Source organism: Thalassospira permensis NBRC 106175, from assembly GCF_000714555.1.
Taxonomy (GTDB): Bacteria; Pseudomonadota; Alphaproteobacteria; order Rhodospirillales; family Thalassospiraceae; genus Thalassospira; species Thalassospira xiamenensis.
In genome coordinates this window covers 196,908-220,951 of the sequence record NZ_AUNC01000034.1, presented here as the reverse complement: position 1 = coordinate 220,951, position 24,044 = coordinate 196,908, and the positions used below count along the sequence as shown (strand labels likewise).

General features: G+C 56.5%; 25 protein-coding genes. 17 read left to right on the top strand and 8 right to left on the bottom strand.

Features of this window, described 5'->3' with window-relative positions; all coding sequences use genetic code 11:
* Positions 1 to 70: 70 nt before the first annotated feature.
* The 4 genes from SMB34_RS15840 (at position 71) to SMB34_RS15825 (ending at position 3,369) form a co-directional block, all read left to right on the top strand.
* The gene (locus tag SMB34_RS15840; RefSeq protein WP_240478850.1) at positions 71 to 1,141 is read left to right on the top strand and encodes an ABC transporter substrate-binding protein; all 1,071 of its coding nucleotides are present in this window, start codon (positions 71 to 73) and stop codon (positions 1,139 to 1,141) included.
* 84 nt (positions 1,142 to 1,225) lie between these two features.
* The gene (locus SMB34_RS15835; protein WP_037991484.1) at positions 1,226 to 1,999 is read left to right on the top strand and encodes an ABC transporter ATP-binding protein; all 774 of its coding nucleotides are present in this window, start codon (positions 1,226 to 1,228) and stop codon (positions 1,997 to 1,999) included.
* A complete protein-coding gene (locus SMB34_RS15830; RefSeq protein ID WP_156962686.1) occupies positions 1,989 to 2,822 on the top strand; it encodes an ABC transporter permease in 834 nt (277 codons plus the stop codon). The genes SMB34_RS15835 and SMB34_RS15830 overlap by 11 nt, the downstream gene beginning before the upstream one ends.
* A gap of 91 nt (positions 2,823 to 2,913) precedes the next feature.
* Complete coding sequence (locus SMB34_RS15825) at positions 2,914 to 3,369, top strand: host attachment protein (protein WP_037991483.1); 456 nt, start codon at positions 2,914 to 2,916, stop codon at positions 3,367 to 3,369.
* A gap of 23 nt (positions 3,370 to 3,392) precedes the next feature.
* Here SMB34_RS15825 and SMB34_RS15820 read toward each other — a convergent pair whose 3' ends face one another.
* The 5 genes from SMB34_RS15820 to pcaQ form a co-directional block, all read right to left on the bottom strand.
* On the bottom strand, positions 3,393 to 4,313 hold the full coding sequence (locus SMB34_RS15820) for a helix-turn-helix domain-containing protein (protein ID WP_037991481.1): 921 nt from the start codon (positions 4,311 to 4,313) through the stop codon (positions 3,393 to 3,395).
* A gap of 102 nt (positions 4,314 to 4,415) precedes the next feature.
* The gene (locus SMB34_RS15815; protein WP_037991478.1) at positions 4,416 to 5,807 is read right to left on the bottom strand and encodes a TRAP transporter large permease; all 1,392 of its coding nucleotides are present in this window, start codon (positions 5,805 to 5,807) and stop codon (positions 4,416 to 4,418) included.
* Positions 5,800 to 6,303 carry a TRAP transporter small permease gene (locus SMB34_RS15810; protein WP_037991476.1) on the bottom strand — a complete coding sequence of 168 codons (504 nt, stop codon included), beginning with the start codon at positions 6,301 to 6,303 and terminating at the stop codon, positions 5,800 to 5,802. The genes SMB34_RS15815 and SMB34_RS15810 overlap by 8 nt, the downstream gene beginning before the upstream one ends.
* Before the next feature lie 95 nt (positions 6,304 to 6,398).
* Entirely contained in the window at positions 6,399 to 7,433 is a 1,035-nt protein-coding gene (locus SMB34_RS15805; RefSeq protein WP_037991622.1) for a TRAP transporter substrate-binding protein, read from the bottom strand.
* A gap of 236 nt (positions 7,434 to 7,669) precedes the next feature.
* Entirely contained in the window at positions 7,670 to 8,611 is a 942-nt protein-coding gene (gene pcaQ / locus SMB34_RS15800; RefSeq protein WP_037991474.1) for a pca operon transcription factor PcaQ, read from the bottom strand.
* 130 nt (positions 8,612 to 8,741) lie between these two features.
* On the opposite strand from pcaQ, the gene pcaD reads away from it, so the two are divergent.
* The 8 genes from pcaD (at position 8,742) to SMB34_RS15760 (ending at position 15,695) form a co-directional block, all read left to right on the top strand.
* Positions 8,742 to 9,542: a 3-oxoadipate enol-lactonase gene (gene pcaD / locus SMB34_RS15795; protein ID WP_037991468.1), complete on the top strand. Its 801-nt coding sequence runs from the start codon at positions 8,742 to 8,744 to the stop codon at positions 9,540 to 9,542.
* Complete coding sequence (gene pcaC, locus SMB34_RS15790) at positions 9,535 to 9,927, top strand: 4-carboxymuconolactone decarboxylase (RefSeq protein WP_037991466.1); 393 nt, start codon at positions 9,535 to 9,537, stop codon at positions 9,925 to 9,927. The genes pcaD and pcaC overlap by 8 nt, the downstream gene beginning before the upstream one ends.
* A 4-nt stretch (positions 9,928 to 9,931) precedes the next feature.
* Positions 9,932 to 10,633, top strand: a complete 702-nt coding sequence (gene pcaH / locus SMB34_RS15785; RefSeq protein ID WP_037991464.1) for a protocatechuate 3,4-dioxygenase subunit beta — start codon at positions 9,932 to 9,934, stop codon at positions 10,631 to 10,633.
* Between the two features lie 3 nt (positions 10,634 to 10,636).
* Positions 10,637 to 11,224, top strand: a complete 588-nt coding sequence (gene pcaG / locus SMB34_RS15780; RefSeq protein WP_037991462.1) for a protocatechuate 3,4-dioxygenase subunit alpha — start codon at positions 10,637 to 10,639, stop codon at positions 11,222 to 11,224.
* A gap of 131 nt (positions 11,225 to 11,355) precedes the next feature.
* Positions 11,356 to 12,210 (top strand): CoA transferase subunit A, encoded by an 855-nt coding sequence (locus SMB34_RS15775; protein ID WP_037991460.1) that lies wholly within the window; start codon positions 11,356 to 11,358, stop codon positions 12,208 to 12,210.
* A 14-nt stretch (positions 12,211 to 12,224) separates the two neighbouring features.
* Positions 12,225 to 12,998 (top strand): CoA-transferase subunit beta, encoded by a 774-nt coding sequence (locus SMB34_RS15770; protein WP_037991458.1) that lies wholly within the window; start codon positions 12,225 to 12,227, stop codon positions 12,996 to 12,998.
* Positions 12,999 to 13,009: 11 nt separating this feature from the next.
* On the top strand, positions 13,010 to 14,215 hold the full coding sequence (gene pcaF / locus SMB34_RS15765) for a 3-oxoadipyl-CoA thiolase (RefSeq protein ID WP_037991456.1): 1,206 nt from the start codon (positions 13,010 to 13,012) through the stop codon (positions 14,213 to 14,215).
* Positions 14,216 to 14,354: 139 nt separating this feature from the next.
* Positions 14,355 to 15,695, top strand: a complete 1,341-nt coding sequence (locus SMB34_RS15760) for a 3-carboxy-cis,cis-muconate cycloisomerase (protein WP_037991455.1) — start codon at positions 14,355 to 14,357, stop codon at positions 15,693 to 15,695.
* Positions 15,696 to 15,742: 47 nt separating this feature from the next.
* Here SMB34_RS15760 and SMB34_RS15755 read toward each other — a convergent pair whose 3' ends face one another.
* Both SMB34_RS15755 and SMB34_RS15750 read right to left on the bottom strand, forming a co-directional pair.
* Positions 15,743 to 16,225 (bottom strand): GNAT family N-acetyltransferase, encoded by a 483-nt coding sequence (locus tag SMB34_RS15755; RefSeq protein ID WP_240478849.1) that lies wholly within the window; start codon positions 16,223 to 16,225, stop codon positions 15,743 to 15,745.
* On the bottom strand, positions 16,222 to 16,962 hold the full coding sequence (locus SMB34_RS15750; RefSeq protein ID WP_037991621.1) for a TenA family protein: 741 nt from the start codon (positions 16,960 to 16,962) through the stop codon (positions 16,222 to 16,224). Before SMB34_RS15750 ends, SMB34_RS15755 begins: the two co-directional genes overlap by 4 nt.
* A 199-nt stretch (positions 16,963 to 17,161) precedes the next feature.
* Here SMB34_RS15750 and SMB34_RS15745 point away from each other — a divergent pair, with 199 nt between their 5' ends.
* The 5 genes from SMB34_RS15745 (at position 17,162) to SMB34_RS15725 (ending at position 21,858) form a co-directional block, all read left to right on the top strand.
* Positions 17,162 to 17,392 carry a YgaP family membrane protein gene (locus SMB34_RS15745; RefSeq protein ID WP_037991445.1) on the top strand — a complete coding sequence of 77 codons (231 nt, stop codon included), beginning with the start codon at positions 17,162 to 17,164 and terminating at the stop codon, positions 17,390 to 17,392.
* Positions 17,393 to 17,426: 34 nt separating this feature from the next.
* Positions 17,427 to 18,335: an MBL fold metallo-hydrolase gene (locus tag SMB34_RS15740; protein WP_051682332.1), complete on the top strand. Its 909-nt coding sequence runs from the start codon at positions 17,427 to 17,429 to the stop codon at positions 18,333 to 18,335.
* A 47-nt stretch (positions 18,336 to 18,382) separates the two neighbouring features.
* On the top strand, positions 18,383 to 18,796 hold the full coding sequence (locus tag SMB34_RS15735; RefSeq protein WP_051682338.1) for a protein tyrosine phosphatase family protein: 414 nt from the start codon (positions 18,383 to 18,385) through the stop codon (positions 18,794 to 18,796).
* Positions 18,797 to 18,869: 73 nt separating this feature from the next.
* The gene (locus SMB34_RS15730; RefSeq protein WP_037991619.1) at positions 18,870 to 20,633 is read left to right on the top strand and encodes a SulP family inorganic anion transporter; all 1,764 of its coding nucleotides are present in this window, start codon (positions 18,870 to 18,872) and stop codon (positions 20,631 to 20,633) included.
* A 112-nt stretch (positions 20,634 to 20,745) separates the two neighbouring features.
* The gene (locus SMB34_RS15725) at positions 20,746 to 21,858 is read left to right on the top strand and encodes a peptidase C39 family protein (protein ID WP_240478848.1); all 1,113 of its coding nucleotides are present in this window, start codon (positions 20,746 to 20,748) and stop codon (positions 21,856 to 21,858) included.
* 39 nt (positions 21,859 to 21,897) lie between these two features.
* Here SMB34_RS15725 and SMB34_RS15720 read toward each other — a convergent pair whose 3' ends face one another.
* Positions 21,898 to 23,871 (bottom strand): GNAT family N-acetyltransferase, encoded by a 1,974-nt coding sequence (locus SMB34_RS15720; RefSeq protein ID WP_007089333.1) that lies wholly within the window; start codon positions 23,869 to 23,871, stop codon positions 21,898 to 21,900.
* Between the last annotated feature and the right edge of the window lie 173 nt (positions 23,872 to 24,044).

Genomic DNA, 24,044 nt, shown 5'->3' with positions numbered 1-24,044 from the left:
GTCGATAAATCGGCTAACAAAATTCCGAAGGTTATAATGCATTCAAAAATAATGATCCTGTGGAGGAAACATGGTTTCGATGAGGGGAATGGCGGGCGCGGCACGGCTGGCGCGTGGATCGGTTGTTGCTCTGGCGATGGGGGCGAGCGCGCTTGTGGCGTTTGGCGCACAGGCCGCACAAGCCAACGAGAAGGTCGATATTGCCGCACTGGCGTTTGTTTCAAGCGCGCCGTTATTTATTGCCAAGGAAAAGGGTTACCTTGCCGACGAGGGCCTTGATGCCGAGATTTCGATCTTTCAGGCGGCCCAGCCGGTTGCGGTTGCGATTGCATCGGGCGATGCCGATTTTGGCGTGACGGCGTTCACGGGCGGGTTCTTTAACCTTGCGGCCAAGGGGGCGCTTAAGGTTATCGGCGCGCAGTTGCATGAAGATCCGGGTTATGACGGATCGGCCATTCTGGCATCCAATGCGGCGTTTGAGGCGGGGCTGACATCGGTTGATAAATTGCCCGGTCATAGCTTTGCGCTTTCGCAGGTCGGATCGAGCTTCCACTACATGATTGGCAATGTCGCCGAGAAGGCCGGGTTTGACCCGGAAAGTGTTTCGCTTAAACCGTTGCAGTCCGTACCCAACATGATTGGCGCGCTTAAAAGCGGGCAGGTCGATAGCATGATCATCGTGCCGCATATCGCAAAGCCGCTGGCCAATGCCGGGGCGGCGCATATTATCGGCTGGGTGAAGGATTACGTGCCTTATCAGGTCGGTGGCCTGTTTACATCGACCGAGAATGTCGAAGAAAACCGCGAGATGGTCGAGAAGTTCGTACGCGCCTATCAGAAGGGTGTGGCGGATTACCGGGCGGCCCTTCTGGCGACCGATGCGGATGGCAAGCTTGTTGAAAGCGACACCACGCAGGAGATTCTGGAGATCGTGCATAAATATGTTTATGCCAACGATCCGGCGGACAAGGCCTATCCGAAAATCCGCAATGGCGCGATGTTCATCACCGAGGAAGCCAAGCTTGACGTTGCCGATGTCAGGGCGCAGGTCAAATGGTATCAGGATCGCGGCTTTGTTTCGGCTGATGCCGATCCGGCGAAATTCATCGATACCAGCTTTATCCCGGCCTTGACCGAGTAAGGCAATATTTTCCCGACCGGGCCGGTTGCGTTGTCGGCTGGCCCGGTCGTTTCATTTTTAGATTTCAGATAAACGGATTGTGCCATGCGGCTGCAAATCAAGGGCATTTGCCATTCATATGATCAGGTCGAGGCGCTGCGCGATATCGATTTCGGGATCGAACCGGGCGAGGTCGTCGCCCTGATCGGGCCGTCGGGCTGTGGCAAATCGACATTATTGTCGATCATTGGCGGGTTGTTGGCCCCGACACGCGGCGAGATTCTGATTTGCGACAAGGCGACGCCGGAAGGGTGCCTTAACCCGCTGACTTATGTGTTTCAGGATTTCGCGCTTTTGCCGTGGCGGACGGTGGCGGGCAATATCAGCCTTGTTCTTGAAGATCACGGATTGTCCAAAACGGACCGTGATGCGCGGGTGGCGGAGGTATTGGCGCAGACCAATTTATCGGATTTCCGCGATGCTTATCCGAAGCAGCTTTCGGGCGGAATGAAGCAGCGGGTCGGGATTGCGCGTGCGCTTTCGGTGCGCCCGGCGGTTTTGCTGATGGACGAGCCGTTATCAGCCCTTGATGCGCAGACGCGGATTTTGCTGCTCGATGAATTTGCCGCGTTATTTGCGCGGACCGGCATGACGGCGGTTTATGTGACGCATAACCTGAACGAAGCCGTGCGGCTGGCAAACCGGGTGGTGGCATTGCGCCGTCGCCCCGGCACGATCAAGGAAATCCACACAATCGATATTCCGATAGCAGAGCGGCGCGAAGGCATGCCGGAGCTGATTGCGCATGAGCAGGCCCTTTGGGACCTGATCCGGGATGAGGCGATTGCGGCCGATAAGGAGCTTGAAAATGTCGCATGATATCAGCGAAGTGCGGGCAGAACGCCAAAGCACGGCATCGCCGGCAAGTCATGTGCGGTTTCGTGCCACGGGCTTTAACCCGAAGGCCAATCCGGTTGCAGCGTGGGGCTTTTTCGTTGCCGTGATTGCGCTTTGGCAATTGGGATCAAGCACGGGTGTGATCAGCGAACTTGCGATGCCAAGCCCGGTTGCGGTGGCCAAGGCGCTTTGGCAATTGATCGTGAGTGGCGATCTTTGGCTTCACCTTGGCGCGTCGTTGCAGCGGCTTGTTGGCGGCTGGATCATGGGGACGGTGGCCGGGCTTTTTGTCGGTTTTCTGGTCGGGATGTTCAGTTGGGCGCGCTCGCCCGGCGTGGCGTTTGTATCGGCCCTTTTCCCGATCCCGAAGATTGCGCTTTTGCCGCTTTTCATCATCTGGTTTGGCATTGGGGAGCCATCGAAATTTGCCACCATTGCCTTTGGCGTGTTTTTCCCGACCGTGATCAATACATTCGGCGGGGTGGATAATGTGCAGCGCAACCTGATCCGCATGGGGCAGAGCTTTGATCTGCCGATGTGGTCGGTGATCCGCAAGATCATCCTGCCCGGGGCGCTGCCGACCATCCTGTCGGGGTTCCGTATTTCATCCTCGATCGCGATCATCCTTCTGATTGCGGCCGAAATGATCGGCGCGCAATACGGGATTGGGGCGCTTATTCTGGCCGCAGGCAACCTGTATCAGACCGATCAACTGATTGCCGGTGTGGTGGTTTTATCGCTTTTGGGCTTATGTGTTTCGTGGCTTTTAGGAAGGCTTGATCGCTGGTTGCTGGGCTGGCGATAATCGATTTCGGACTGTTTGATCTGCCTTGATTTGGAACCAAAGCTATCCCCGTAACGTTCCGGGGACAGTCCCAACAAAAAGGCAGGTTGAAATGCATAAGAACCAGTGGATTCTCGTGGCCGATGGAGGCAAGGCGCATGTGATTGCGGTTACGCGCGATGCCGAAGGCCGTCATCTGGAAACGGTCGAGGAAATGCAGGCCGATAACCGGCCCAGTCAGGAAATCGCCAGCGACAAACCGGGACGCGGTTTTGCCAATCCAGCAGGCAATCAGCAACGCCACGCCATGCCCCCGGCATCCGATCCGCATGAACATGCCCAGAAGGAATTCGTCGATGATGTCGTCAGATATCTTGCCGATGAGTGCAAGCAGGGCAGGTTTGACAATCTGATTGTCATTGCGCCGCCCAAGGTGATGGGCGAGGTCCGCACCAAAATGCCCAAGCCACTGGCCGAGGCACTTGATGGTGAAATCGTCAAGGATCTGACCAATGTGCCGCTTGGTGATTTGCCCAAGCATCTGAGCGGGACGGGTGGCTGGCTTTGACCGGTCCCGGATTTGGCCGAATGTTACCGGTGATCCTGCCGGAATTGAACCGGTGACATCGCGGCCTTTTTGGCGAAAAAGCGCGAAAAATAGCCGGCATCGCGAAAGCCCAGTTCATCGGCGATCTGCTGAACCGCGATGTCGGTATAGATCAGGGTGCGTTTGGCCTCAAGGATCAGGCGGTGATGGACGACTTCGATGGCGGTCATGCCATAGATGTCCTTGGCGATGCGGTTGAGCTGTGTCGTGGTGATGCCGATTTCGCGCGCGTAGAATTCCAGCGGTTTGTGCTGTTTGTAGAAGGTTTCGATCTGCGACTGGAATTTGCGGAACTTGGCGGTTTTCTGTTCCTTGCGGCTTAGGCGCGCCGGATCGCCCGAGGGTGCATCGCGGCCGATGCCGAGCAACAGCAACCCCAATATGTTACGCAGCGCATATAACCGCCCGGTATTATGTCCGTAATATTCCGCGACCAGTTGACGGATCAGGAAATCGGTCGGGCTTGGCTGATCGGCGGTTGCCGATGCATCAACGCAAAGTGGTCGGTCAAGGCGTGCAAGCAATTTCGGGGCAGGGGCCAGAATTTCCTGCAAATGATAGTCGGTCAGTGAAATGACCCAGCCATCAATATCGGGGCTGAAGCGAAAGCCGTGCACGGTGCCGGGCGGCAGGGTCAGCAGATGGCCGACCTGCATGGTGAATTGCCGGTCGTCAAATTCGATCCCGGCATCGCCGTGCGTGATGTAAAGCAGCTGAAACAGATTGGCGTGACGGTGCGGCTGAATGTGCAGGTCATGCAGTTTGGATCGCGACGGGATGCTTTCGAGATGAAAGAATTCCGGTTCGGAAATGGCAATCTGTTCGGCGGTTCCGGGGACGGTATCGCCGGTTTCGCCGTAAAGTTTATAGACCGGAATGCTGTTGCGGGTTGCGACCATGATCATGTTTTGCTGTTTGCTTTGGGACAGTCTAGCGGTTTTCGGGTTTGACCAAAAGAAAAGCCCGCCACAGCGGGCGGGCTTTTCGCAAGCTTATGATGCGCGTTGCTAACCGCCGAGGAATGTTGGCACAAACAATGTCAGCACCGGGACAAAGATCAGCAACATGATGCGGACGATCTCGGCGGCAAAGAAGGGCATGACGCCGCGGAAGGTCTGGCTCATGGGGACGCCATCGGCAAGGGCGTTGATGATGAACACATTCAGCCCCACCGGGGGCGTTATCAGCCCCAGTTCCACGACAATCAGGGCGAGAATACCAAACCAGATTTTAAGGTCTTCGGCCCCCATGCCATAGGCCGCGGTGGCGGCTGTTGCCCAGTCACCGCCATTGATATCGACCAGGGCCGGCCAGAAGAACGGGATGATCACCACGATCATCGACAGGCTTTCCATGAAGCAGCCCAGAACGATCAGGGCGAGCAGCATCAGAACCATGATCAGCCAGGGATCAAGACCGCTGGTGGCGGCGGCCTCGGCCATATAGGCCGGAAGGTTGGCACGGCTGAAGAAACCCTTGAGGATTTCGGCCCCCAGCAGGATGAAGAAGATCATCGAGGTGGTGACAGCCGTATCGCGCAGCGACTGTTTGAGGCCGGAAAATGTCAGGCCACCCTTGCCGCGCAGGCGCATGTAACCGCCATAAACCAGAATGGCAAACACACCCACACCGGCCGCCGGGGTCGGGGTGAACAGACCGGCCCCAAGACCCAGAATGATTGATCCGAAAATCACCATCACCGGGATCAGGCGCAGCAATGCTTCGCGACGTTCCGCCGGTGCCATCGGTTCGGGGATCGGGGCGAGGCTTGGGTTAAGGCGGACCTGAATGGCAATTACCGCCATAAAGAACACCACCGCCAGCAAACCGGGGATGATCGCGGCTTGGAACATCTGGATGATCGATGCCTCGACCGTGACGGCGTAAATCACCAGTGCGACAGACGGCGGGATCAGGATGCCAAGTGTCCCGCCCGCCGCCAGCGTACCGGTGGCAAGGCGCGGCGAATAATTCAGGCGGCGCAATTCCGGCAGGGCGACCTTGCCCATGGTCGATGCGGTGGCAAGCGATGATCCGCAAACCGCGCCAAACCCGGCGCAAGCCCCGATGGCGGCCATGGCAACACCACCCCGGAACCGGCCCAGAATGGCATTGACGCCCTGAAACAGATCGCGTGAAAGGTTGGCCTGACTGGCGAGGTAGCCCATCAGGACGAATAACGGCACGACCGAGAGTTCATAGTTCGAGACAATCCCGTAAAACAGGGATTTGAACTGTTGCAGATAGGGTTCAAAGCGCAGGAAGGGGAAGAACAGGCTAAGCACATAGTTGCCGCCGATCCCGATCCCGATCATGGCAAGCCCGACCGGAACGCGGAGCGCCAGAATAAAGAACAGCAGTACAAGACCGCCAAGGCCGATTAATTCGCGTTCAGACATTGGCCGTGGCCTCGCTTTCGAAAATCTGGCTTGCGGCAATCAGCGCCCACAGGAACATCGATACGATGCCCGGCACATAGAACGGCCAGATCGGCCAGCCCAGAATTGCCGACAGGGTATTGTCGCTGCGGACTTCGATCAGGCCGTTGATCATCATATAGCCAAGGAACAGGGCCAGCAGCGTCACCAGGATGCCCGATACGATATCGACACCGCGCGCGAACCAGTTGGGAAACATTTTGATAAACACGTCGACGGCGACATGGCCGTAACGGGTCTGGCAATAGGGGAAGAACATCAGGGCCGCCGAGCTGACAACCATGCTGACGAAATCCTCGTAGCCGATAATTGCCGGGAAATTCGCACCAAACAGGCGCGCGAGTTTGTCCAGGCCGAATGCGGTCACGTTGACGATGGTTACCACCGCGATCAGCAGGGCCAAAAAACCACCCGCCACGGCAAGCCATGATGCGGCCTTGTTAAGCACGTGTTTCATCTGTCATTCATTCTCGCGGGCAATCTTGCGGGAAAACGGGGTTACGTAACGTGATGATACGTAACCCTGTCAGATTTGCCAGTAATCTGGAAAGATTACTGCTCGGTATGGGCGAGAACGGCAGCCTTGGCCTTTTCGACCAGAGCAGCACCGTCGATGCCGTTCGATTTTGCTTCTTCGATCCAGCGATCAACAACCGATGCGGATGCATCGTCAAAGGTCGCTTTTTCTTCCGGGGTCAGTTGAACAACCTGACCCTTGCCATCGTTGATCATTTTCTTGCCGACTTCTTCGACATTGTTGAAAACATCACCGATCTGGGCGGCAAAATCGCGGCCGGAGTTCCGGTCGATGATTTCCTTGAGATCGTCGGGCAGGCTTTCGTAACGGTCCTTGTTCATGGCGAACAGGAAGACCGAGGTACCAAAGCGCGAATTAACGCCCTGGCCTTCGACGGAATAGGAAACCAGTTCAGCCAGTTTCAGCGGCGGGACGACTTCGAACGGAACCAGGCCGCCGTCAACCACGCCAAGCGACATGGCCTGCGGCAGGGCCGGGACCGGCATGCCAACCGGTTCTGCGCCCCAGGATTCAATCACCCATGAACCGGTACGGGTCGGTGTGCGCAGTTTAAGGCCTTTGACATCGGCAACGGTGCGGACTTCTTTCTGGGTCAGGTGGATGGCCTGACCGGCATGGACGTGAACGGCGAGCGGATGGATGTCCTTAAGGTCCGGTGCCATGTCTTCCATCAGGTCCCAGATCGCGAGGTTGGTCGCGCGTGCATCGCCCAGATGAACACCCGGAAGTTCGAAAACTTCGGTATGCGGGAAGACGCCCGGGGTGTAACCCGGCAGGGTCCAGACGATATCGGCGACACCATCACGGACCTGACGATACAGTTCCGGCGGGTTGCCACCCAGCGACATGGACGGGAAAATTTCAAACTTGATGCGACCGTTGGATTCTTCTTCGATCTTTTTGGCCCACGGTTCGATCATCTGGGCCTGTGCCGGTGCTTTCGGGCCCAGGAAGTGCTGGATCGTCAGTGTGACTTCCTGTGCGTGGGCGCCAAACGACACCATGGTCGCAACGGCGGCACCTGTCAGCAGTTTCGTGATGTGTTTCATTCTTTCCTCCTTTGAACGTCCCGTGGCGTTGCCAAACGCCATCAAACGTCTCAGCCATGATGCGTTTTTTATCTGCAAAGTTTTCCTGAAGTTTTTTTTTTCTTGTTGTTTTTGTTATTCTTTTTGTTCGCATGTTTGCCGTTTATGCACAGCTGCCATGCCAATTTGTAATCAATCTAATGGTCGTCGCATGGTTATGTATAATGATATTGGCGCTTGTTTTCATAACCATATGATTATGTATCGTGGCGGGCATGAGTTGCATGATGCCGGGCGGCTTCTTCGCGGACCGCATTGATCAGGATTTCGACCGGGGGTGAGACCGGGCTGTCGATGCGGGTGGTCAGGCCCACCGGGCCAAAGGTATCGCTGGTATCAATCGGCAATTCGACAAGGTGGCCTTCGGCAATGTCGGATGCCACGGCCCCGTTCGAGATGATCCAGATCGCATCGGTTTCGCGGGTAAAGGCGCGGCCAAAGGATGTCGAAACGGTTTCGATCCGGTCGGGCAGGGCACCGATCCCATGCGCAATCAGCATTTTATCGACAGTCGAGTGAATGATCGCCTGTTTGGGCGGCACCAGAACCGTAAATTCGCGAATGCGCGTGATATCCGGGTTTTTATCGGCCAGCAATGGATGACCGGGCCGCGCAACCAGCGAGATATGTTCCGAATATAGATGTATGAAGGACAGGCCAGACATCTGATCAGGTTCGGCCAGACGACCGACCACCAGATCAAGTTCGCCGACGCGCAACTGCCCCATCAGCATGACGTTTGGTCCGGCGACGACCTTGACCGTTGTATCGGGGCTGAGTGCCTTGAACCGGCGGATGGCGTTTGGCATGACGCTGGCGGCGACGGTTGGCAATACACCAAGATTGATCGAAAGCCCGCCCTGCATGCGCACCTGACTGATGCTGTCGACACCCTGACGCAGAGCGGTGACGCTGGCGCCGGCATAACGCAGGAACACCTTGCCGAAATCGGTCAGGGTGACGCCGCGTTTGGACCGGTCAAACAGACGGGCATCAAGATGTTCTTCAAGTTCGCGGATGGTTTTCGATACGGCCGGCTGGGTGATCGATAATGTGTCGGCGGCCTTGACGACGCTGCGCTGGCGGGCGACCTCCAGAAAGCAGGTCAGATGGCGGAATTTAATGCGTTGATCAAGCATGGTTACCATTCCAGAAATCAAATATTCCTGTTTTGTATAATTGTATAGTTATGCATTTAACGCAAATCCTCATTTTACATAACCAAAGTCGCCTGCCAGATTGGGCGTAACAAGTCAGGGTGGAAATGACATGAGTTTACAAGTCGCCCCGATCAACGGGACACATATCCATTATTGCCAGACCGGCCCGAAAGATGGCCCGGCTTTGGTGTTTTCAAATTCGCTGGGTACGGATCTGCGTATCTGGAACGATGTTGCCCCGGCCTTTGCCGACCGGTTCAACGTCATAACCTATGACAAGCGCGGGCATGGTTTATCGGGCATTGGCGGGGCGGATTACAATATCGACCTGCATGCCAATGACCTGATCGGGCTTCTGGATTATCTCGGCGTCAAAGACGTGATTATTTGCGGTTTGTCCGTCGGTGGACTGATTGCGCAGAAGGTCACCGAACTGGTGCCGGAGCGTGTTCGCGGCCTGATCCTTTGCGATACTGCGCCGAAACTTGGCGATGCGGATGGCTGGAACACGCGGATCAATGCCATCCGGGAAGGTGGCATCGAGGTTCTTGGCGATGCCATCATCGAACGGTGGTTGTCGCCGACATATCGCCGAAAACGGCCGGTTGAAACCGCGATGTATCGCGACATGCTGGTGCGTACCACGGTCGAGGGTTATGTCGGAACGTGCGTTGCCCTTCGCGATGGTGATCTTCGTGATGCGGCGACCCGGATTTCGGTGCCGGTCCTTTGTGTTTGCGGATCGGAGGATCTGGCGACACCGCCCGATGTCGTGCGCGAGATGGCCGGGATGATCCCCGGTGCCCAATTCGAACTTATAAACGGGGTCGGGCATTTGCCGTGCCTTGAAACCCCTGAATTGCTTTCCCGGTTGATCGACCGATTTATCAAGGAGAAGAACCTTGTCTGAGAACCGGTATGAAGTCGGTATGAAAACCCGCCGTTCTGTTCTGGGCGATGCCCATGTGGATCGTGCATCGGCGAATGTCACGGAAATCGATGCCGGTTTTCAGCGTTACATCACCGAGAATGTCTGGAATGGTGTGTGGACCAGCGATGCGTTTACCAAGCGCGAACGCAGCATCGTGACCATCGCGCTTCTGGCCGGGCTTGGCCATGAAGAAGAACTGGCGATGCATATCCGTGCAACGCTTAATACCGGTGCCACGCGTGAAGATATCCGTGAAGTTCTGATGCATGTTGCGGTCTATGCCGGTGTTCCCACCGCCAATACAGCGTTCCGCATTGCCAAACAAACCTATGCCGAGATCGATGCGGCCGCCAAGGGAGAGTAACGCCATGTCCACATTCAAACCGCGTGATTGGGGTTCCCACGCTCCCTTTATCGCGCCCGGTTACAAATCCACCATTCTGCGCGGTCCGACGCGCGCCCCGCTTGCCATCAAATCCGGTCTGACCGAGGGCACTGGCCCGCGTTTTGCCCCGGCATCAGTTCGCAAGCTTGATTTCGATCTGACGAAAAACGGTATCACCAATGGCGAACCGCTGGGCGAACGCATTGTGGTGCATGGCAAGGTCATGGATACCAATGGCCGCCCGCAGCCCGACATTCTTGTCGAGGTCTGGCAGGCCAATGCAGCCGGGCGTTATGTGCATAAGGTGGATCAGCATGATGCGCCGCTTGACCCGAATTTTCGCGGGTCGGGCCGGTGCATGACGGATGCCAACGGCAATTATGTTTTCTATACGATCAAGCCGGGAGCCTATCCGTGGGGCAACCATTTCAATGCATGGCGTCCGAACCATATTCATCTGTCGTTGTTCGGGCCGGGTTTTGCCACGCGGCTTGTGACCCAGATGTATTTTCCCGGCGATCCGTTGCTGGAACTTGATCCGATTTTCCTGGGTACCGAGGACGCCGCGGCACGCGAACGCCTGATTGCGAAATTCTCGATCGAGAAGACCGAGGAAGGCTTTGCCCTTGGTTATCAGTTTGACATCGTCCTTCGCGGACGCAATGCCACCCCGATGGAGAATTAAGTCATGGCATATGGTGAAACCCCCTCGCAGACGGTTGGTCCGTATTTCGCCTATGGCCTGACCGCCGGGCAATACGCGTATGACTTTACCGACATTGCCGACACGACCATCGCCGGACCGGACGCGGAAGGTGAACATATCCGCATCACTGGCCGTGTTCTTGATGGCAACGGCGATGTCGTCAATGACGCGATGATCGAAATCTGGCAGGCCGACGCCAAGGGAAACTATGCCGAAAATCCGGTTGATGTTGCATCATCGGGTTTCCGGGGGCTTGGCCGTTGTGGCACCGGCACGGATGCGCAGAACCGCTTTTACTTTGACACGGTCAAACCGGGTGTTGTGGCCGACGGTACGGCCCCGTTTGTCAATGTCATCGTGTTCATGCGCGGCATGCTGGTTCATGCCTTTACCCGTTTCTATTTCGATGACGAGGCGGCATTGAACGCCAGGGATGATATCCTGCAATCAGTTCCCGCTGATCGCCGTGACACGCTGATTGCCAAGCGTGTCGAAACCCGTACCGGGGTTGAATACCGGATCGACATTCACATGCAGGGGGACGCGGAAACCGTGTTCTTCGACGTGTAAGTCGCTTCGGTCCGGATGGCTGTGTTCGCTGCTTTGGGGAAAGCCGGTAGGCGCAGCCATCCAAATCATTCCAACGCATCCGGCTGAGATATGCCGCGTTTTCTTGTTCTGGTTACCACAGGAGTTTTACCGTGGTTGCACGTTTCATGTCGCTTAAAGAGGCTGTCGCATCCTGCATCAAGGATGGCGATACCGTCTCGATGGAAGGTTTCACGCATCTGATCCCGCATGCCGCCGGGCACGAGGTCATTCGGCAGGGGATCAGGGACCTTACCCTGATCCGGATGACGCCCGATATGATCTATGATCAGCTGATCGGGGCCGGTTGTGCAAAGAAACTGGTGTTTTCGTGGGGCGGGAACCCCGGTGTCGGGTCTTTGCACCGGTTGCGCGATGCGGTTCAGGAAGGCTGGCCGCATAAGCTTGAGATCGAAGAACACAGCCATGCGGCAATGGCCAATGCCTATGACGCGGGGGCGGCGGGTCTGCCCTGTGCGGTGTTCAAGGGATATCGCGGGGCGGAATTGCCGCGCGTGAACAAGAATATCAAATTCATCGAATGCCCGTTCACTGGTGAAAGCCTTGCCGCTGTTCCGGCCATTCGCCCGGATGTTGCCGTGGTCCATGCCCAGAAAGCCAACAAAAAGGGCGATGTCCTGTTTGAAGGCATTGTCGGTGTTCAGAAAGAAGCCGTTCTGGCGGCGAAAAAGTCGATCATCACGGTCGAGGAGATCGTCGATAACTTTGACGATGTTCCCTACAACGCCGTGATGCTGCCGAACTGGGCGGTGACCGCGATTGTCGAGGTGCCCGGTGGTGCACATCCGTCTTATGCCCAAGGCTATTACAAGCGCGACAACGCGTTTTACAAGGCGTGGGACAAGATCGCCAATGATCGTGACAGTTTCACCGCGTGGATCGATGAGCATGTCATGAAGGGCGGCCCCGAAGATTTCGCCGCCAAGCGCGCAGCGAACAAAGGGTAAGCGGAGGAAAGATCATGGTTGACTATACCCCTACCGAAATGATGACGGTTTCTGCCTCGCGCGCACTCAAGAATGACGATGTGTGCTTTGTCGGGATCGGCATGCCGTCGGCGGCGTGCAACCTTGCGCGTCTGACGCACGCGCCAGAACTGACCCTGATTTATGAAAGCGGCACGATTGGTACGAAGCCCGATGTATTGCCGTTATCCATCGGGGATGGCGAGCTTTGCGAAACGGCGGTCAATACCGTGCCGGTACCGGAAATGTTCCGCTACTGGTTGCAGGGCGGCAAGATTTCCGTTGGCTTCCTTGGCGCGGCACAGCTTGATAAATACGGCAACATCAACACCACCGTGATTGGCGATTATGACGATCCCAAAGTCCGCCTGCCGGGTGGTGGCGGGGCACCTGAAATCGCGACGAGCTGTGGCGAGGTGTTTCTGGTGATGAAACAAAGCAAGCGCGGCTTTGTTGAAAAGATCGATTTTGTGACTTCGCTTGGTCATGGCAAGGGCGGTGATGACCGTGCGTCTTATGGTGTGGATACCAAAGGTCCGTCGCGGCTGATTACCGATCTTTGCATCATGGAACCGCATCCGGTTGGCAAGCATTTCATCGTGACATCGATCCATCCTGGCGTGACGCGCGAAGATATTATCGAAAACACTGGCTGGACTGTTGAATTTGCAGATGAAGTCGCCGAAACTCCGGTGCCCGACGCGCACGAGCTTCAGGTCCTGCGTGACCTGCATGCCCGCACCGCCAAGGCCCATGAAGGCCAGCAGTAAGGACCCCACATATGGCTGATGCTTATATCTGCGATTTTATCCGTACCCCGATTGGCCGTTTTGGCGGCAGTCTTTCATCGGTCCGTGCGGACGACCTTGGTGCCATTCCGCTGAAGGCACTGATCGAACGCAATCCGAATGTTGATTTCGGCGATGTCGATGACGTGATTTTCGGATGTGCCAATCAGGCCGGGGAAGACAATCGCAACGTGGCGCGCATGTCGTCGCTTTTGGCCGGATTGCCGGAAACTGTGACTGGCACGACGGTCAACCGTCTGTGCGGGTCGGGCATGGACGCGATCATCATGGCCGCACGCGCGATCAAATCGGGTGAAGCCGATCTGATGATTGCCGGCGGTGTCGAAAGCATGTCGCGTGCGCCGTTCGTGATGCCAAAGGCCGAAACGGCCTTTTCGCGCAATGCGGAAATCCATGACACCACGATTGGCTGGCGTTTCATCAATCCGGTGATGAAAAAGCAGTATGGCGTTGATTCCATGCCCGAAACCGGTGAAAACGTCGCCGAGGATTTCAAGATCAGCCGTGCCGATCAGGATGCCTTTGCCGTCCGGTCGCAGGACAAGGCGGTGGCGGCACAGGAAAACGGCAATCTGGCCGCGGAAATCACGCCGGTCACCATTCCGCAGCGCAAGGCCGACCCGATCATCGTTGACAAGGATGAACATCCGCGTCCGGGCACGACAGTTGAAAAGCTGGGCAAACTGCCAACCCCGTTCCGCGAAGGTGGTTCGGTAACGGCAGGCAACGCATCGGGGGTTAATGACGGCGCGGCGGCATTGATCATTGCATCGGAGGCGGCGGTCAAGAAATACGGCCTGAAACCGATTGCCAAGGTGGTTGGAGGTGCGACGGCGGGTGTTGCGCCACGCATCATGGGCTTTGGCCCGGCACCGGCCAGCAAGAAGCTTCTGGCGCGTCTTGGTCTTACCACCGATCAGCTTGACGTGATCGAACTGAACGAGGCCTTTGCATCGCAGGGGCTTGCGACATTGCGCGATCTTGGCATTGCCGATGACGATGCGCGTGTGAACCCGAATGGCGGGGCGATTGCGCTTGGTCATCCGCTTGGCATGTCGGGGGCGCGCATCACCGGGACGGCTGCGATGCAGTTGCAACGTACTGGCGGCAAATATGCGCTGGCGACGATGTGCATTGGCGTCGGGCAGGGCATTGCCATTGTGCTTGAAGCGGTCTGATTGATCGGTTGATTTCAAGAAGGCCCCTGTGCCGTTGAAGAACGGGCAGGGGCTTCTTTTTGTGTTGTTGACCGAACGCAGTCGCAGCGCGACACTAACGACCTGAAATAACACCTGTTTAAACGGTGGACCAAACCAGATGACGATTTCGCCCTTTGATTCCGCGATGCTTGGCAATCTGTTTGCCGATGCGGAAATTGCCGCCCTGTTTACCGACGATGCGCAGATTGCATCGATGGTGCTGTTCGAGGCGGCATTGGCATCGGCCGAAGCACGCGCAGGCGTGATCCCGGAAACAAGTGCGAACCGTATTGCCGATGTGTGCCGCGAATTTCGCCCCGATCCCGCGACATTGGCGGCAGGATCGGCAAGTGCCGGTGTGCCGGTGCCGGCATTGGTCAAGGCGCTTAAGGCCGAGGTCGGCGGGGATGATGCACGGTTTGTCCATTTTGGTGCAACCAGTCAGGATGTGGTTGATACCGGGCTTGTGTTGCGGCTTCGCGACGCGGTGGGGATTATCCGCCGTCGGACGCGCAAGCTGATCAAGGCATTGATTGCACAGGCCGAAACCCACCGGGCAACGGTCATGATCGGGCGGACCCGTTCACAACAGGCGGTGCCGACCACATTCGGGCTTAAGGCCGCCGCATGGCTGGCACCATTGGTGCGGATTGATCAGCGGATTGATACGTTATGTGCCGATCTGTTCCGGTTAAGCTTTGGCGGGGCGGCAGGGACGCTGGCATCCATCGGGGACAAGGCGATTGAGGTTGAACGCAATCTGGCCGATGAACTTGAATTGCCCCCAACCGATATGCCGTGGCACAGCCAGCGCGATGTTCTGGTCGATTTTGCCGCACAGCTAACCGCGCTGAGCGGTGCGCTTGGCAAGATGGGGCAGGATTTGGTGTTGCTGGCGCAATCCGAAATTGCGGAAGTCCAGCCGGGCAAGGGCGGCGGATCATCGACCATGCCGCATAAATCCAATCCGGTGCAGGCCGAAATGCTGGTTACGCTGGCGCGGTTCAATGCCGGGCAGCTTGGCACATTTGCGCAAAGCCAGATCCATGAACATGAACGATCCGGGGCAAGCTGGTTGCTGGAATGGCTGACATTGCCGCAGATGATCATGGCGACGGCGGCGGGATTGGCGCAGGCGGTTGATATGGTGCCGACCCTTAAGGTCAATGCTGATCGGATGGCGGCCAATCTTGAACTGTCACGCGGAGCGATGCTAGCGGAAGCCGCGACCTTTGCCCTTGCCGAGCATCTTGGGCGTGACGGGGCGGACAAGCTGGTCAAGGATGCGCTTTCGCGGTCTGCCGCCAATCAAAGCAATCTGTTTGATGAATTGCCAAAACTTACCGATGTCGGGATCGACTGGGCCAAGCTGCGCGATCCGGCGCATTATATCGGGCAGGCCGATGCCTTTGTCGAGCGGGTGGTGACAACCGCCCGTCGGGCGATCAAGGACAGTTGACATGAAAAGGCGGTCGGGAAATGACCGCCTTTTGATTTTGCCCGCCATCAGGTCACGGGGCGCAGGCGTTTTTCGACGGCATAGTTATGGATCGGGACACCGGCGACTTCAAAATCGCGGCGTTCAACCACGTGAAAGCCCTGTTTTAACAGGAAGCCCTTGGCGAGTTCGCTGGCTTCGGAATAGAGCTTTGCGATGTTGCGGTCACGTGCCGCTTTTTCGAGGGCGTCATACAGTGTCGTGACCGCACCGGTCCCGGCAATGTCGGGCAGGGCATATAGAAAATGGATATGCCCGTCGGCTTCGAGATCGCAAAAGGCGACGGCCCGGTCGTTTGCATCCACCGCAATCAGGCGCAGCCGACCATCATCCATCAGTTCGGCAAACCGTTCTGCGGTTGGGGCGAGAGACGCCCAGATGCCGACCTGATCAGGGTTATAGGCACGTGATCCCAGTTCCGTGACGGAACGGGTGTAAATTTCGGTCAGCACCGATGCATCGGTTGCGCGATACGGGCGGATGGTGATCACGTTTGTGAACCCCATGCAGCGTCAAAGAACCGAACTTCAAGTTGGGTTGCCTTGCGAAAACAGGAAAGACAGTTTGCACGGGCCGTGTCATCGAGTGTTGGCCCGGTTTTATCAAGCTGATCATTGAGGAAGGCGACGACGCTTTCGAAATAGGTCCCGATATGCAGATCAAGCCATTCGGCGTACCAGAATTCTTTGGGGTGGCTTTCGATTTCATTGTGAACCCGATCCGCCCAGCCAAGATAGGTGCCTTCGGCCACGGCCAGAACCGCCAGCATGCTCGCGTAGTCGTTGCTTTCCATGGCGGTGCGCATCAGATCCTTGAAGGCGCTCGTGACGTCCCAATCCGGCATTTCGCGGCGTTCCTGTTCGGTGACGCCCAGCGCATCAAGTGATCGTTCGAAATAGGTGTTTTCCGGTCCGGTCAGAAGGGCGAGAAACTGGCAGGCCGGAATCCGGTCCGGCAGCGTTGGCGCACGTGATACGGCACCGGCCAGAAGGGCAACAAACCGGTCGATGAAACGGTGGTCCTGAATCAGATAGTTTTTGAGATTGCGGTCGGGAACCGCGGCCTTACCCCAGGCATCGGTAAAGGGATGGTGGGTGACCTTGTGCCAATCATCGGCAACACACGCCTTGAGCCACTGGGAAAATGTGCCCGCCGGATTTTGCGCCTGCCAGACTGGCCAATCAGGTGTTGAGGCATTTTCGGGTTGTGATGCAACGTTGTCGGTCATGATCCATCCCCAGAAATTTTGATTTGAGAGGGGCTTAGCACGCGCGGGAAAGGACCGCAACCGGGCGGTTTTGTGCATTGCATTGCGATGGATCATTTTTAACACAAAAAAATGATAAAATTACATTTGATTATTATAATGTTTAATTATAACCTTTGAGCCAGAGATTATTCATCCATTTAAAAAGCGGAGTTTCGCGATGAAAGCCAATGTTGGAACATTTGATCGTGTGGTACGGATCATCCTTGGTCTTGTCCTGATTGTATTGCCGTTCATCCTTGCGACCGAGGCCGGTCCGTTTGCCACCCTTGGCGGTTTTGGCTGGCTTGCGATGATTGTGGGCGCGGTCATCCTGTTGACCGGGGTTATGCGATTCTGCCTGCTGTATCGCATTTTGGGTATTTGCACCTGTCAGACATCCACGAACTAGCATTATCGGTGCCCGACAATACCGGAGGAGTGGCATGAGTATCGGATCAGGCAAACCGTCGCTTCGGGCGGACAAATCGAAAATGCCGGTGGTGAAGGCATTTTTTGACGAGGCGACCTTTACGATCAGCTATGTGGTGCGCGATCCGCAAAGCAGTTGTTGCGCGATTGTTGACTCGGTTCTGGATTATGACCCGGCAAGTGGCCGGACCAATACCGTTTCCGCCGATGCGATTGTTGCCTTTGTCCGCGAGGAAGGGCTTACGGTGCAATGGATACTTGAAACCCATGTCCATGCCGATCATCTGTCGGCGGCCCCGTATTTGAAGGACAAGCTGGGCGGGCGCATGGGCATCGGATCAAAGATCAGTGTGGTGCAGGAAACATTTGGCAAGGTGTTTAACGCCGGAACGGAATTCCAGCGCGACGGCAGTCAGTTCGACCATCTGTTCGAGGATGAGGAAACGTTTGAAATCGGCGGGCTTTCGGCGCGTGCGCTGCATACGCCAGGGCATACACCCGCCTGTATGTCCTATGTGATTGGTGATAGCGTTTTCGTCGGCGATACGTTGTTCATGCCCGATTTTGGCACCGCAAGATGTGATTTTCCGGGTGGGGATGCGGCGACACTTTATCGGTCGGTGCAAAAGATTCTGGCCCTTCCGGGAGAAACACGGGTGTTTCTTTGCCATGATTACAAGGCACCGGGGCGCGATATTTATATCTGGGAAACCACGGTGGCCGAAGAACGCGCCCATAATGTCCATGTCCGCGAAGGTATCAGCGAGGATCAATTCACCAAAATGCGCAAGGCCAAGGACGCGACATTGGATATGCCGCGCCTGATCCTGCCATCGGTTCAGGTAAATATGCGCGCTGGGGAGTTGCCACCAGCCGAAGATAATGGCATCCGTTATCTCAAGATCCCGCTTAACAGCCTTTGAGGGCAAAGGCGGGACGTTTCCGACGCGAAAGAATGGATGCAAGGACGATGAAACGCCTGAATGACGATCTTACCGTATCGCCCCAGATGCCGATTGAGGCACTGGATCACATCGCCCAAGCCGGTTTCAAGACGATCATTTGCAACCGGCCGGACAATGAAGATCCCGGTCAGCCACCGTTTAGTGCGGTCAAGGCGCGTGCCGAGGAACTTGGCCTTACGGCGGTGTTTCAACCCGTGATGAGTGGCAATGTGCAGGACGGCGATGCCGATGCCTTTGCCAAGGCGTTAAACGAATCTCCCAAACCCGTCTTTGCCTATTGCCGGACCGGAACGCGTTGCGCGATTTTGTGGTCGCTTGCCAATGCCGGGAAGATGCCGGTCGAGGATATTGTCAAAACGGCTGCGGATGCGGGGTATGACATGTCTGGTCTGGCACCGCGGATTGCCGCACGGAGCTGATAATTCAGCGGTGCGGCCATTGGCGGAAACGGGCCGACGTGATTTGTGGCCTTGATGGCCCGGAGTGCCGAATGTGAAACGGTTGCACCGTTATTTTCCGATCCTTGACTGGGGACGGACCTATAACCGACACGACGCCGCCAACGATATGACGGCGGCGGTGATCGTGACGGTAATGTTGATCCCGCAAAGTCTGGCTTATGCGATGCTGGCGGGATTGCCGCCCGAAGTCGGGCTTTATGCCTCCATCCTGCCATTGATAGCCTATGCGGTGTTTGGCACGTCCCGTGCCCTGGCCGTCGGGCCGGTTGCGGTCATTTCATTGATGACGGCATCGACCATTGGGGCGGCACAATTGCCCGAGGGCGTTAATGCCTTGATGGCGGCGGTGACATTGGCGGTGATGTCGGGTTTGATGTTGCTGGCGATGGGGATTTTCCGTTTGGGATTTCTGGCCAGCTTTTTGAGCCATCCGGTCATATCAGGTTTCATTACCGCATCGGGCATCCTGATCGCGTTGGGGCAGGTGCGCCATATTCTGGGCCTTCAGATCCCGTCGGGAAATGCGGTGCAGACCGCGATTGCGATTGTGCGATCCGTTGCAGACAGCAACCTTTCGACGGTTTTGATCGGGATTGGCAGCCTGATTTTCCTGTTTTGGGTGCGGATGTCGATGGGGTCGCTTCTGGTGCGGTTGGGGATGGCCAGGGTTTGGGCGTCGTTCTTGACCAAGGCGGGGCCGGTTCTGGTGGTGATCGTCACAACATGGCTGGTCTGGCAGTTTGATCTGGCGGCGGTGGGCGTGCGGATTGTTGGCGATGTTCCGGTCGGGTTTCCCGGGCTGTCGATCCCATCCTTTGACCCGGAACTTGTCGTGCAATTTTTGGTGCCGGCATTGTTGATCAGCGTGATCGGATTTGTTGAATCGGTTTCGGTTGCCCAGACATTGGCGGCCAAGCGCCGCCAGCGCATTGTTCCCGATCAGGAATTGATTGCCCTTGGCGCATCGAACATCGCCGCCGGTTTTTCGGGCGGATATCCGGTGACGGGCGGGTTTGCCCGGTCGGTTGTGAATTTCGATGCCGGGGCGCAAACACCCGCCGCCGGTTTGATAACCGCGATTGCGATTGGGGCGGCGACATTTTTCTTAACGCCGCTTTTGTATTTTCTGCCGCATGCGACATTGGCCGCAACCATCATTGTCGCGGTATTAAGCCTTGTGGATATTGCGGCGATCCGGCGGGTCTGGGTTTATTCGAAACGCGATTTCAGCGCGATGATGGCAACCATTGCCGTAACGCTTTTGTTTGGTGTCGAGCCGGGGGTGATCAGCGGTGTGCTGCTGTCGATCATTTTGCATCTGCATCACACCAGCCGCCCGCATATTGCGGTGGTCGGTCTGGTGCCTGGAACCGAACATTTTCGCAATATCCATCGTCATCAGGTTTTGACCGGCACGCGGGTTTTGACGGTGCGCCCCGATGAAAGTCTTTATTTTGCCAATAGCCGTTATCTGGAAGACCGGATTTATGATCTGGTGGCGAAGAATCCGGGTTTGGCGCATGTGATTTTGATGTGTCCGGCGATTAATGAAATTGACGCCAGCGGTCTTGAAAGCCTTGAAGATATCAATCTGCGTCTGCGCGATGCCGGGGTTAAATTCCATCTATCTGAGGTCAAGGGGCCGGTGATGGACCGGTTGGCGCGCACCGCGTTTTTATCGCATCTGAGCGGGCAGGTGTTTTTATCCCAATATGCCGCGATTGCCGCCCTTGACCCAATGATCATCAACCCGGATCAGGATGGCGACGGCATCGCGACCGTAGAGGCAGGATAGCGTTTTTGCGTGACACATCTGCCAAAATTGCACTTTAAGTTTCTAGGGATTAGAACGATATGGTCACGGCGCGCGACAATGGCGCGCATGCCATGTGTTTGAAGGTGCCGTTTTGAGCGACTTATCACTTCGTATGGCGGTCGAGGGCGATCTGGATGCCCTTTGTGCCATCGAAAACCAATCTTTTGCCATCGACCGTCTGTCGCGCCGCGCGTTCAAGCGTTTCCTTGGTATCGAGACCGCGCGTCTGTGCGTTGCCGAGAAGGGCGGGGTGGTGATTGGCTATGCGCTGGTGATTTTCAGGTCCAACGTTGCGATGGCGCGGCTTTATTCCATGGCGGTGCTGGCCGAACATCGTGGGCTGGGTATTGGCCGCGCACTTTTGAACCGGGCCGAGGAACTGAGCCTTGATTTCGGGGCCCCGATCCTGCGTCTTGAAGTCAATCTGGATAACGATACGGCGATCCGTCTGTTCAAATCGGCAGGTTACCGCGAATTTGCGCTTTATCCGGATTATTATCCCGACCATTCCGACGCGTTGCGTATGGAACGGGTTCTGGTGCCGCAATCATTGCGTCGGCCATCGCCGATCCATTTTTATCATCAGACATTGCCGTTTACCTGTGGTCCGGCGGCGTTGATGATGGCGATGAATGCCCTTGATCCCGATATTGAAATGGATCGCAATCAGGAGATTGCGCTTTGGCGCGAGGCGACGACGATTTTCATGACGTCGGGGCATGGCGGGTGCGGGCCGCTTGGTCTTGGACTGGCGGCGCATAAACGCGGTTTTAATGTCGAGGTTTTAAGCAGCCGGGACGGGCCGCTTTTTGTCGATACCGTGCGCAAACCCAAAAACCGCGAGGTCGTGGAGCTGGTGCATTATGATTTCGCCCGTCAGGCACGTGAAGCAGGCATTCCGGTGACCACCGGGCCGTTTAGCATTGCGGAAATCGAGGAACGGTCAAAACAGGGCAAGATCGCGCTTGTTCTGATCAGCCAGTATCGGATTTACGGCGATAAAATCCCGCATTGGGTCGTGGTTTCGGGATTTGATGACCGGTATGTCTATGTCACCGATCCTGATATTGGCGAGGATCACGAACCGTTTAGTGGCAGCGATTGCGTATCGACACCGATCCTGCGCAACGAGTTTGACCTTATGGCGCGCTATGGCCGGGACAAGCTTCAGGCGGCAGTGTTCATCGAAAAAAGGGCCGGATAAACCGACCCTTTGTTTGTCATTTCGAGTGTCCGAAGACCTTCAGGGGCGTGCGATCTTGCCCAGAAGATGGGCGATGATGCGGCGATACAAATCCATACCCAGAACGACATCCTCGACCCCGCCATCGATACTGGGGTTGTCATTGACCTCGATCACCATCGGGCCGCGCGGCGTTTCCTTCATATCGACACCATAAAGCCCATCGCCCATCAGGCGGGCTGCGGCAAGGGCGGTTGAAACAATATCGGCCGGGGCGTCTTCAACCGCGACGGTTTCAAAACCGCCTTGTTCAAACGATTTGCCGTCATCTTCGTGTTTGACGATCTGCCAATGGCCCGGCGCCATGAAATAGCGGCTGGCAAAAAGCGGTTCGCCCCCCAGAACGCCGATGCGCCAGTCAAAGGTGGTTTCGACATATTCCTGAATGACCAGAAGTTCCGAGTTTTTGAACATTTCGGTTGCGACTTCGGCCAGGTGTTCGGGCGATTTCACCTTGCGCACCCCACGCGAGAAGCAGCCATCTGGCACCTTCAGGACCGAGGGGAAGCTGAACAGCTTGCCGATTTCGGCAATGCGGCGTTTATCGAAAATCATGCTGCGCGGTGCCGGGATGCGATGGGTGCGCAGCAATTCGGCAAGGTAAACCTTGTTCGTGCAGCGCAGGATTGAGTCCGGATCGTCAATCACCGGAATGCCTTCCTTGCGCGCGCGCTTGGCAAAACGATAGGTGTGATGATCAAGGGCGGTGGTTTCGCGGATCAGCAGCGCATCAAATTCCGATAGATGGTGGAAATCCTTGGCGGTGATCAGTTCGGCCTTCGCACCAAGGTCGGCTGCGGCCTGAACGAACAGGGCCAATGCGTCATTATCGGATGGCGGCAGAACCGCGTCGGGATCATGAAGGATTGCCACCAGCGCACTTGGCGGATTGCCGCCAGATGCCGGTTTGCGCACGCGACCGCGCAGATAGGCACGAATGGCACTTTCAAAGGCGGGAAGGTCTTCGGCATCCAGTTGGCTTAGGGCTGGGGCTTCGATTTCGCGCAGGATTTTCTTATCCGACGGGTTCAGATGCAGGCGCAGGATCGGGCAGCGGAACTGATCGAAGGCGCGTTGCGCGATATCGCGGAAACGCTTATCGACGGTGCGGCCGAAAAAGACGTCAATTCTGGTCGGGTGATCGCCGGGTTTGGTCAATGCTTCGACGATTTGCGAGCTCATTTCCGCGCGGGCGGTTTTTTGCAGCCGTTTCCAGTTCAGATCCAGAAGCACGTCGGCTTCGGGGATCACGCGTTCGCTGCGTGCGGCGGCAAGCAGGCTGCAATAATAGCCGCGTGACAGATATTCATAGGACTGACACAGGTTGATCACACGCCGGTTGCGGACCCCGTGGTCAAGCGCAAGATATTCGCGCACCCGCATGATGCGCGCACCGGGCACCTGAAACGGCAGGTCTTTGAGGCGGTCCACAAGGATCAGGGGGGCACCGGTTGCAACCGCAGGGGACCGTTCGGTCGGAATATCATAAAGATCATGTTGCAGGCGAATGCCATCGGCCCCGTCTTCGTAATAACCGGGCAGATCGGCAATCTGTTGATAGCCATGGCGATCATAAAGATTGCGGGCATTGCTGTTTTCAACACGGACTTCAAGGCGGATACGGACACATCCGGCATCAATCGCCAGGTTTTCAAGCCCGGCCAGAAGTTGGGTGCCAAGGCCCTTGCCGCGCCACTTATCGGAAATTGCCAGCGAATAAATCCGTGCCGTTGTCGTATTGGCGCGCAGCAGAAGCAGGCCATAACCGACGATATCGGGTGTTCCGCTTTCGCCGGCATCGGCGACCAGAAGACGGGCGGAAGATTGGCGCAGGAAGCGCGAAAAGCCCGATCGTGAAATCGCGTCGCTTGTGAAGCTGCCGCTTTCAAGAGCGCAAAGGCCATCCAGATCGGACCGGGTTGCTGTGCGGATGATAACGGGCAGGGAGGAATTTGATGTCGCGTTGGAGTTCACTTAGGGGCCTCCGGCTTTTGGGTGGCAATGGCAAAAAAAATAGCCTTCAACTTCGAGTAAGCCGGGCACATTTTTATGACAAGTGCGTTTAACGATCACAGCCATGCCATTATTTCATGCTCTCTGAGCCTTGGCGTCTTCGACCAGTGTATAGAATGAAAAGATGGCAGGCG